Source organism: Desulfurivibrio dismutans, assembly GCF_029210385.1.
Lineage (GTDB): Bacteria > Desulfobacterota > Desulfobulbia > Desulfobulbales > Desulfurivibrionaceae > Desulfurivibrio > Desulfurivibrio dismutans.
In genome coordinates, this window is sequence record NZ_JARGDQ010000015.1 from 1 (window position 1) to 8,972 (window position 8,972).

Genomic DNA, 8,972 nt, shown 5'->3' on the forward strand with positions numbered 1-8,972 from the left:
TAAATACAGTGCTATCAAAGGTGATGGAGCAATCACCTGCGTACCAAGCGCTAAACGACTCATTTTCCCAGTTTGAAGGCGCCATCAAAACAGAGACAACAACCGATGGGCATTCAATACAGGGAATCGAGACCGACATATCTAACGAGCTTGCCAGTTGGGGAGCTGGCTTCAAACTGAACATCAATCCGGTTGGGGTTGATGAGGTCATTAAGGGACTCGTCAGTCATGAAATCGTGGACGGCGGCCTAGGGAGAACGCAACCGATCAGCTCTTATGGGCAAGGATTTCAGAGAAGTCTGATCTACACGCTGATTCGGATTGCAGCGAAGTACAGCGCCAAAAAGCCTTCGGCAAAAAAGAAAGATTTCGTTCCAGAATTGACTTGGATACTTTTCGAGGAGCCCGAGGCTTTCTTGCACCCCACTCAAATTAGCGTTCTTAGTGGCGATCTCCGCGCCCTTGCGTCTGCGCCTGGGGCTCAGGTTCTGTTATCGAGCCACAACCCGCTGTTCGCCACCCATAGTATTAGAGAAATACCCGCCATTTGCAGAATGCAGAGGGAGGATTGCCAGACTTCCGCGTACCAAATTTCTGAGCAGCAGTTGTCGGCTGTATTGGCAAATAATCAGCAGGACGCCCAAGGTTGGCAGGCTGCGGGAATGCAGATTGACCCTGATGATTTGCTCACGGATATGGAGGCGGTTAAGTACGCCCTTTGGCTCGATGGTAAGCGGAGTGGCGCATTCTTCGCAGAGAAGATTTTGCTGGTCGAAGGTCCAACTGAAACCGCGCTGTTGTCTTACATGAGAGATCAAGGGTTGCTGCCTTCATGCAGCGGTGTGTTCATCATGGACACAATTGGCAAGTTCAACATCCATCGCTTTATGCGGTTGTTCGAGTGCTTTGGAATCAAACACTGCGTTTTGTACGATGGCGACAATGGTCGGCATGCCGCCGTTGACGCAACGATTCAGGCTGCAACCAACTCATGTACTTTGGGAATTGATACCTTTGTATCTGATCTTGAAGGGTTCCTTGGAATTCCTGCCGTTCGTCAAAAGCACAGGAAGCCGCAGCACGTCATGCTTCACATTGAGAGAAATGGCACAGATTTAAATCCTCTCGCCGCCAAAATAAACGCTATGGTCGGCGGTGTGCCATGACGCCGAACAAGTCGCTGCAGGTGACGTTTGACCCGCCGCCCGTTTTTGCGGCAGCAAAAAAGGGCGGCGGGTCAAACGTCACCTGAGCTCAAGCGTAGATGTCAAGGAGGGCGTAGATGTTCCACGTTGATATTGAAGGAAAGCAGCTCCGAAGGCTGATCCCAAAGGGCTTCTCTGAGCTTGGGCTTCGGGAGCGGTTCGACATTCAAGAATGGATCGAGAGGACCCCGGAAATTCTTGGAGAAGAGCTCCTGATCATTGGCAAGGAAGTCATCTTGGCCTCTGGAAAGCGACTTGATCTGCTCGCCATTGATAAACGTGCAGCGCTGGTTATCATCGAGTTGAAGCGCGATGATTCAGGCGAGGCTGTAGAATGGCAGGCTATTAAGTATGCGTCATATTGTGGGAACTTCCTGTCAGAGGAAATCTACAACCAAGTCGCATTGTACTTGGGCATCTCAGAAGTGGAGGCCCAAAAGGCCATCGAAGAATTCATCGATGCTGATATCGAAGAACTTAACGCAATCCAAAGAATCATTCTCGCGGCCCGCCAGTTCAATTCGGAAGTAATCTCGGCCGTAATATGGTTGCGAGAGTTTGGCGTAGATATTCAATGCACAAGGTTGGCGCCGTTCCTTGATGCTCAGGGAAGTCTCTTCATTAACCCAGAGACAATCATTCCCCTGCCTGAAGCGAAGGACTACATCGAGAAGAAGGAGAAAAAGCAACGGGCAGGTGCGCAGGACCATCGGGAATGGACAGGATACTGGTTTGTCAACGTTGGAGAAGGCCCAACACGAAACTGGCAAGACAACGTCAAATTTGGCTATATTGGAGCTGGCCAAGGAGTCAGGTATTCCTCCGCATTGAAGCGCCTCAGTGTTGGAGACAAGATCTACGCGTACATGAAGGGCATCGGGTATGTAGGTTTCGGAGAAGTCATCTCGCCCGCCGTTATGGTCCGCGACTTCATCGTAGAAGAATCCGGCATACCTCTCTTGGAGGCGGGGCTAACCGCCCCTGAGGCCGACGCAAATCGCGATGATGAAGAACTAGCAGAATGGGCCGTGGGAATACGATGGATCAAGGCGTTTACAAAAAATGAAGCGAAAACCTTTTCGGGTGTTTTCGCAAATCAGAACGTTGTCTGCAAACTCAGAAACCAGCAGACTCTTCTGTTCGTGAAGGAGGCGTTCGGGGAGTGAAATCAACATCGCGTTGCGGGTGTCGTCTGGCCCGCTGCGCGTGCAAGCCACGCCTGAACGCGGACGTTAACCCAACACCACCCAATCCCGGCGTAGCCGGATAATCATAAAGGCGATCACACAAACCATAATGTTCGAACAAACCTTCCGCAACATAGATGACGTGCTCTGGAAAGAGCAAGGCTGCTCCACGGAGCTCGATTACACCGAGCAGACCTCCTGGATGCTATTCCTCAAGTATTTGGATGACCTGGAGTACGAGCGTGCCCAGGAGGCCGAGCTGGTGGGCAAGTCGTACGCGTTCATCATCGACGAGGATTTCCGCTGGTCGAAGTGGGCGGCGCCGAAGAAGGCCGACGGCTCGTTCGACCACGACAGCGCCCTGACGGGCGACGATCTGATCCTGTTCGTCAACGGCAAGCTATTCCCCTATCTGCAGGGGTTCCGCGAGCGCGCCTCCGGGCCGGATACCATCGAATACAAGATCGGCGAGATTTTCAGCGAGATCCGCAACCGCTTCCAGAGCGGTTACAGCCTGCGCGACGCGCTGGAACTGATCGACACCCTGAGCTTCCGCTCGCAGAAGGAGAAGCACGAACTCTCCCATCTGTACGAGGCCAAGATCCGCAACATGGGCAACGCCGGGCGCAACGGTGGAGAGTATTACACCCCGCGTCCGCTTATTCGCGCCATGATCCGGGGCATCAAGCCCAAGATCGGCGAGCGCATCTACGATGGCGCCGCCGGTTCCGCCGGCTTTTTGTGCGAGGCCCACGACTACCTGCGCTACGGACCGGATGGCAAAGGCAGCAATCTCTCCACCAAGGATCTGGAGACCCTGCAGACCCGAACCTTCTACGCCAAGGAGAAGAAGAGCCTGCCCTATGTCATCGGGATCATGAACATGATCCTGCACGGCATCGAGACACCCAACATCCAGCACACCAACAGCCTGACCGAGAACCTCAGCGACATCCAAGAGAAGGACCGCTTCGACGTCATCCTCGCCAACCCGCCCTTCGGCGGCAAGGAGCGCAAGGAGATCCAGCAGAACTTCCCCATCAAGACCGGCGAGACGGCCTTCCTCTTCCTGCAGCACTTCATCAAGTACCTCAAGGCCGGCGGCCGGGCGGCCATCGTCATCAAGAACACCTTCCTCTCCAACTCCGACAACGCCTCCCGCGCCCTGCGCAAGGAGCTGCTGGAGAACTGCAACCTGCACACCATCCTCGACTGCCCCGGCGGCACCTTCCTCGGCGCCGGGGTAAAAACCGTGGTGCTGTTCTTCGAGAAGGGCGCGCCGACACAAAAGATCTGGTACTACCACCTCGACCCCGGCCGCAGCCTGGGCAAGACCAACCCGCTCAACGACAACGACCTGAAGGAGTTTATCGAACTGCAGGCCAGCTTTGCCGACTCCGACGAGTCCTGGACGGTGAATATCGAGGATGTGGACAAGGTGACCTGGGATTTGTCGGCGAAGAACCCCAACAAGGCCGAGGAAGATCCCCTGCGCGATCCCGAAGTGATCATCAACGAGATCGAGACGCTGGACAAGGAGAGCGAGGAGATTTTGGAAGGGATTCGGGGGATGCTTTGACAATGAATTGGCAGACAAGAAAACTTGGGGAGCTTTGCGATATACAGTTGGGAAAGACACCGGCTCGCTCAACCGCATCTTATTGGGACGAGGGGAGAACGACAAGTAATGTATGGCTGTCAATCGCAGATCTTTTGGATGCAGAAGATGGCTTTATTTTTGACAGCAAAGAGTATTTATCTGATAAGGGTGCTGAATTATGCAAACTCGTAAAAAAAGGAACACTGTTAGTAAGTTTTAAGCTCACACTTGGCCGGTTAGCTTTTGCAGGCCGAGACCTTTATACCAATGAGGCGATAGCCGCGCTTACAATCTTGGATGAAGCAAAACTTTCGAGGAACTATCTATTATACTTTCTCCATTTTTTTGACTGGGTAAAAGCAGCTCAAAATGATGTAAAGCTAAAAGGAATGACCCTCAATAAGGCAAAGTTGAAAGTAATTCCAGTTAGTTTTCCACCACTTGAAGAACAAAAACGCCTCGTTGCCATTCTCGACGAGGCCTTCGCGGGGATTGAAACTGCCACCACCAATACCGAAAAGAACCTTGCCAACGCCCGGGAATTGTTCGATAGTTATCTGAACACTACTTTTTTGAACTACCGCAAGCTATATTCTGAAATGACGCTTGAAGAAGTTTGCTTAAAAACAACAAAGGGCTCCTCCCCGAAGTGGCAGGGTATTTCTTATGTGGAGAAACCTGGAGTGCTTTTTGTCACAAGTGAGAACGTAGGTCACTATAAGATGATCTTTAAGAAAATTAAGTACGTTGAGGAAGATTTCAACAAAAAGGATTCAAAATCGATCTTAAAAAATGGAGACGTACTAACTAATATTGTAGGTGCTTCAATCGGCCGAACGGCAGTTTTTGATAGAGATGAGCTTGCTAATATAAACCAAGCTGTCTGCTTGCTTCGTTGCAATCCAGATTTACTCAATAACCATTACTTGTGCTATTTGCTCAACTCCCCTTTCTTTAGGAGGTTACTACATGAAAATGAAGTTGATAACGCACGAGCCAACTTGAGTTTGACCTTCTTCAGATTTTTGAAAATTCCGCTACCGCCCATCCACGATCAGTCTTTGCTCGTGGAGAGCATAGGTTCTCTCGCAGATGAAATCTATCGTCTTGAAGATATTTATACACAAAAACTCACCGCCCTCGCCGAACTAAAGCATTCTCTTCTGCAAAAAGCCTTCTCCGGCGAACTGACCGCAGAGGCGGAAAAGGAAGTTGAGGAGGCAGCAGCATGAACGAAGCCGAAACCCGCGCCGAACTTATCGACCCGGCCCTGAAGGAGGCCGGCTGGGGTGTGGTGGATGGCAGCCGGGTGCGGCGCGAGGTGATCGCGCCGGGGCGGCTGCTCGGCGGGGGCCGGCGCGGCAAGCAGGACATTGCCGATTATGTGCTGATCTATCGCGGCCAGAAGCTGGCGGTGATCGAGGCCAAGAAACGTAGTTTGCCGGATACCGAAGGGCTCGGCCAGGCCAAGCGCTATGCCGAGCGGCTGCAGGCCCGTTACGCCTTATCCACCAACGGGGTCGGCATCTACCGGGTGGATATGCACACCGGCGATGAAGGCTATGTGGACGCCTACCCCACGCCGGCGGATCTTTGGGACGCCACCTTTGCCGAACGAAATATTTGGCGCGAGCGCTTCGGTGCGGTGCCGTTCGAGGACAAGGGCGGCTTCTGGCAGCCGCGTTATTACCAGCACAACGCCATCAACAACGCCCTGGAGGCCATCGCCGAAGGCCGCGACCGCATTCTGCTCACCCTGGCCACCGGCACCGGCAAGACGGCCATCGCCTTTCAGATCGCCTGGAAGCTGTTCCATGCCCGCTGGAGCCTGGCGGTGCGGGAGAGCGGCAAGTCGGGGCGCCGGCCGCGCATCCTCTTTTTGGCCGACCGCAACATCCTCGCCAGTCAGGCCTTCAACGACTTTTCCGCCTTCCCCGATGATGCGCTGGTGCGCATCGACCCGGTGACCATCCGCAAGAAGGGCCGGGTGCCGAAGAACGGCAGCATTTTCTTCACCATTTTCCAGACCTTCATGACCGGGCGCGATGCCGAGGGCAACCCGCAATACAACTTCTACGATTACCCGGAGGACTTTTTCGATTTCATCGTCATCGACGAGTGCCACCGGGGCGGGGCCAACGACGAGAGCAACTGGCGCCAGATCATGGATCACTTTAGCCCGGCCGTACAGCTCGGCCTGACCGCCACCCCCAAACGCACCCACAACACCGACACCTATGCCTACTTCGGTGACCCGGTGTATATCTATTCCCTCAAGGAGGGCATCAACGACGGTTATCTGACCCCGTTCAAGGTGCGCCAGATCGCCACTACCCTGGATGATTACGTCTTCACCTCGGACGACCAGGTGATCGAGGGCGAGATCGAGGAAGGCCGGCGCTACACCGAGGAGGACTTCAACCGGGTCATCGAGATCCGCGAGCGCGAGCAGTACCGCGTCCGGCTGTTCATGGAAAGCATCGACCCGCGCGAGAAGACCCTGGTGTTCTGCGCCACCCAGGAGCATGCCCTGGCGGTGCGCGACCTGATCAACCAGATGAAAACCAACACAGATCCGCACTACTGCGTGCGGGTCACCGCCAACGACGGCACCGAGGGCGAACGGTGGTTGCGGGTCTTCCAGGACAACGAGAAAACCATCCCGACCATCCTGACGACTTCACAGAAGCTCTCCACCGGCGTGGATGCGCGCAACGTGCGCCACATCGTGCTGATGCGGCCGATCAACTCCATGATCGAGTTCAAGCAGATCATCGGCCGCGGCACCCGCCTGTTCGACGGCAAGGACTACTTCACCATCCACGACTTCGTGAAGGCCTACGAGCACTTCAACGACAAGGAATGGGACGGCGAGCCGCCCTTGGACCCCTGCCCGCATTGCGGCAACGTGCCCTGTACCTGCGTCATTGATCCGCCCCGGTCCTGCAAGGTTTGCGGCAAGAGCCCCTGTGAGTGCCCCAAAGAACCGCCCGAAGAATGCACCGAGTGCGGTGAACGCCCCTGTGTTTGCGACAAGCAACGCCGGGTGAAGGTGAAACTTGCCGACGGCAAGGAACGCACCCTCCAGCACATAAGCGCGACCACCTTCTGGAGCCCCGACGGCAGACCGATCTCCGCCGCCGAATTTGTGCAGCGGCTCTACGGCGACCTGCCCCAGTTGTTCAAAAACGAAGAGGAGCTGCGCGAGCTGTGGAGCCGCCCGGACACCCGCAAGGGTCTGCTAAACGGCCTGGAGGAAAAAGGCTACGGTGTTGTGCAGCTACGTGAAATCGGCAAAATGATCGAGGCCGAAAACAGCGACCTCTACGACGTGCTGGCCTATATTGCCTACCATCGCCCGCCGGTGAGCCGCGCCGAACGGGTTGATGCCCACAAGGAAATAATTTTCTCCCGTTACGATTACCGGCAACAGGAATTTTTAGGTTTTGTGCTAGATCACTATATCCAGCGCGGCGTCGGCGAACTGGACATGGACAAACTACCCCGGCTGATCGAGCTAAAGTACCACAGCATGGGCGATGCAGTGAGTGAACTCGGCCATGCCGGCAAGATCCGCGAAGTATTCGTGGGGTTTCAGCAGCATTTGTACTGAACGATGACAGTCAGTGAATTAAAGGCCCATTTATCAGTGCCTTTGCTCTACCGTCAGTTGCACACCCAGGGCCTTGCAGACTGCCGCGATTAAGATTTGGCGGAGGATAAGCAACCATGGTACGGTGCTTTTATAAACAAGCGTGAGGTGAACCATGCCAAGCACAGTTGAAATCATACGTGATGCGGAGTCTCTTCCTGTTGAGGAGCGGGCGGCGGTGCGGCCAGCGCTCTGACGCGGGGTCTTCTGCGGTCGCTGAGCATCTGCCAGGTTTACGGTTGAAGTGGCCGCCCTTCTTGGGGATAGCAGGCCTTAGCGCTTGCCTTCGCAAAAAAAACAAATTGACACCAATATATCCAGGGCATATAGTCTAGACAGACTGGACAGAATAACCAAAGCAAAGGTGTCGCTATGATAGAAAACCATTGGCAACTTCAAGATGCTAAAAATAAATTCAGCAATCTGGTTGATAAGGCTCAACACCATGGTCCGCAGGTCGTGACCAAACACGGCAAAGATGCCGTCGTGGTGCTCTCAATCGACGAATATCTAAAATTAATCAAGCCCAAAACAAACTTGGTTAAATTTTTTCAGACATCTCCTCTCGCTAAAGAGGAGCTAAGCCTAACCAGAAGCAAGGAAACGCCGAGGGATATTGAGTTATGAATTACCTGCTGGACACCTGTGTAATTTCAGAACTCATTAAAAAATCTCCCAGCCCCAAAGTCGTCAAATGGGTTTCAGAAATTGCAGAAACCAACCTGTTTATCAGTGTTTTAACTATCGGAGAAATCCACAAAGGAGTCGAAAAATTACCCAAAAGCAAAAAGAGAGACAAACTTCACCACTGGGTAAATTCAGCCCTGCAAGAACGATTCAAAAACAGAATTATTAATTTCGATCTTCAAACGGCGGCTGTTTGGGGGCAAATCCAAGCCCATTCGGAAATATCAGGCAAAGCCCTGCCCGCAATCGATGGGCAAATTGCCGCTACAGGTATTGCTTACGACCTGACGGTTGTAACCATAAACACGACAGATATGGAAGTTAGCGGGGTTGCCCTGCTAAACCCGTGGGAGTAGTTACATACCAACAATGCGATGCGGCCTGCGCCCTGACGCGGGGTTGCCGGGCAGGGCACTATAATTTGCCTCGGCTTGCGTATTGGGTGCACATGTCGCCGTTGCCGCTACATAAACAGCATGCGGGTGGCGACGATGAGCAGCAATAAGGCGAAGATCCGCTTCAGCTTGTCCACCGGCAGGCTGTGGGCCAGGCGGACTCCCAGGGGGGCGGTGAGCACGCTGGCGGCGACGATGCCCACCAGGGCCGGCAGGTAGATAAAACCCCAAGAGTATTCGGGCAGT

At 53.9% G+C, this 8,972-nt stretch carries 8 protein-coding genes; 7 read left to right on the plus strand and 1 reads right to left on the minus strand.

All coding sequences use genetic code 11. The annotated features are described in order from the left end of the window. The 7 genes from P0N66_RS12550 to P0N66_RS12580 form a co-directional block, all read left to right on the plus strand. Positions 1-1,166 (plus strand): ATP-dependent nuclease (locus P0N66_RS12550; RefSeq protein WP_275805946.1); only part of this gene is annotated, 1,166 nt, incomplete at its 5' end. Positions 1,167-1,282: 116 nt separating this feature from the next. Beyond that, positions 1,283-2,371 carry a DUF8606 domain-containing protein gene (locus P0N66_RS12555; RefSeq protein WP_275805948.1) on the plus strand — a complete coding sequence of 363 codons (1,089 nt, stop codon included), beginning with the start codon at positions 1,283-1,285 and terminating at the stop codon, positions 2,369-2,371. A 130-nt stretch (positions 2,372-2,501) separates the two neighbouring features. Then, positions 2,502-3,971, plus strand: coding sequence for a class I SAM-dependent DNA methyltransferase (locus P0N66_RS12560; protein ID WP_275805950.1), 1,470 nt, complete (start codon positions 2,502-2,504; stop codon positions 3,969-3,971). A gap of 2 nt (positions 3,972-3,973) precedes the next feature. Next, positions 3,974-5,224, plus strand: coding sequence for a restriction endonuclease subunit S (locus P0N66_RS12565; protein ID WP_275805953.1), 1,251 nt, complete (start codon positions 3,974-3,976; stop codon positions 5,222-5,224). After that, positions 5,221-7,605, plus strand: a complete 2,385-nt coding sequence (gene hsdR / locus P0N66_RS12570) for an EcoAI/FtnUII family type I restriction enzme subunit R (RefSeq protein WP_275805955.1) — start codon at positions 5,221-5,223, stop codon at positions 7,603-7,605. Before P0N66_RS12565 ends, hsdR begins: the two co-directional genes overlap by 4 nt. A 411-nt stretch (positions 7,606-8,016) precedes the next feature. Continuing rightward, entirely contained in the window at positions 8,017-8,271 is a 255-nt protein-coding gene (locus tag P0N66_RS12575; RefSeq protein WP_275805957.1) for a type II toxin-antitoxin system Phd/YefM family antitoxin, read from the plus strand. Beyond that, positions 8,268-8,687, plus strand: coding sequence for a type II toxin-antitoxin system VapC family toxin (locus P0N66_RS12580; protein ID WP_275805959.1), 420 nt, complete (start codon positions 8,268-8,270; stop codon positions 8,685-8,687). Before P0N66_RS12575 ends, P0N66_RS12580 begins: the two co-directional genes overlap by 4 nt. A 107-nt stretch (positions 8,688-8,794) precedes the next feature. Here the strand turns inward: P0N66_RS12580 and P0N66_RS12585 are convergent. Further along, positions 8,795-8,972: TSUP family transporter (locus tag P0N66_RS12585; RefSeq protein WP_431190052.1), on the minus strand; the 178-nt coding region annotated here is incomplete at its 5' end.

What these genes read in the sequence shown, in the direction of transcription:
- P0N66_RS12555 (WP_275805948.1), top strand. Translation starts at nt 1,283, where the DNA reads ATGTTCCACGTTGATATTGAAGGAAAGCAGCTCCGAAGGCTGATCCCA.
- P0N66_RS12565 (WP_275805953.1), top strand. Translation starts at nt 3,974, where the DNA reads ATGAATTGGCAGACAAGAAAACTTGGGGAGCTTTGCGATATACAGTTG.
- P0N66_RS12580 (WP_275805959.1), top strand. Translation starts at nt 8,268, where the DNA reads ATGAATTACCTGCTGGACACCTGTGTAATTTCAGAACTCATTAAAAAA.
- P0N66_RS12575 (WP_275805957.1), top strand. Translation starts at nt 8,017, where the DNA reads ATGATAGAAAACCATTGGCAACTTCAAGATGCTAAAAATAAATTCAGC.
- hsdR (WP_275805955.1), top strand. Translation starts at nt 5,221, where the DNA reads ATGAACGAAGCCGAAACCCGCGCCGAACTTATCGACCCGGCCCTGAAG.
- P0N66_RS12560 (WP_275805950.1), top strand. Translation starts at nt 2,502, where the DNA reads ATGTTCGAACAAACCTTCCGCAACATAGATGACGTGCTCTGGAAAGAG.